Below are 978 nucleotides of genomic sequence, written 5' to 3' on the forward strand. Positions count from 1 at the left end.
CACCGCGCATAATATACAGGGTTTATGTTTCTTGCGGCCCGTCTGCTAACTTGCGCCAGCAGCAGGCGGCCCCGTAGGGGGCATTGAATATAAACCGCATTATGCGAGGTGAGGGAAGGACACTTTCCAGACCCCCAGAAATCAAAAACCCCGCTATCCATGCGGGGCCTTGCAGGCAAACAACCGACCACGTCAGTCTCTACCTTTCTCCTTCAGGTACTGTCTGTAATCGTCCTCGGTAATACATTCCAGACCCTTCAGGATTAGTAGCTTCAGGATCTCGGTGTCCTTCAAGCTTGTTCGTGTCGCTATCACCGCTTTCACGGTTTCGGACTCAACCCTCCTCCAGGTGCTGTCGTCGATGTGCTTTGACGGCATGGTTTTACTCCTTGTGAACTATCTCTCCAATTCTAACAAAATTGATTCGCAGAATTGAGATTTCTTGACATCTAAGAAATCAGAAGCCAAGATTTGCCCAATATCTGATTTCTTAGAAAGTTAGTTTTGGGTTTCGGAGGCAATCATGGATGCTTTGCACGGGTTCGCAAACAGCGTTTTGGGTAGAGGGGAGGGCGATTCGATGGCCTGCCATCAGGTGCCCGTATACCACGTTTGCCAGCTCTGCGGCGGTGAAGGGTGCGCCGCCTGTTCCGACCTGATGATTCTGGATGGCGACATCCAGCTCGACCCAGAATGGGACGAAGAAATCCACGAGCCCAAAGAAACCATCCAGCAGCGTGTGGCCCGGTACAACTCCGGTCGTAACCGGCTGCTCGCCATCAAGATGCTGCGTGACTGCCTGCTCAATCCCGACCTCTACTGCCCGCGCTGCTTCCAGACCAAGGCCAGCTATCAGGTCACCTGCACCCGCGCCAGTTGCGAGGCCGCCCAATGAGTCGCCAAGCCTTCATCCAATTCTGCTGGCTGAGCCTGCTGTGTGGCGTGTTCGCTGCCTCCTACTACGCATCCTTGGTGACC

The 978-nt window shown here is 54.0% G+C and carries 2 protein-coding genes; one reads left to right on the forward strand and one right to left on the reverse strand.

All coding sequences use genetic code 11. The features are described from left to right. Positions 1 to 192: 192 nt before the first annotated feature. On the reverse strand, positions 193 to 378 hold the full coding sequence (locus tag PG899_RS24130) for a hypothetical protein (protein WP_077098259.1): 186 nt from the start codon (positions 376 to 378) through the stop codon (positions 193 to 195). Between the two features lie 202 nt (positions 379 to 580). Here PG899_RS24130 and PG899_RS24135 point away from each other — a divergent pair, with 202 nt between their 5' ends. Then, positions 581 to 895 carry a hypothetical protein gene (locus PG899_RS24135; protein WP_077098258.1) on the forward strand — a complete coding sequence of 105 codons (315 nt, stop codon included), beginning with the start codon at positions 581 to 583 and terminating at the stop codon, positions 893 to 895. The last annotated feature ends 83 nt before the right edge of the window (positions 896 to 978 follow it).

It is taken from the genome of Aeromonas sp. QDB39 (assembly GCF_027707585.1).
Taxonomy (GTDB): Bacteria; Pseudomonadota; Gammaproteobacteria; order Enterobacterales; family Aeromonadaceae; genus Aeromonas; species Aeromonas hydrophila.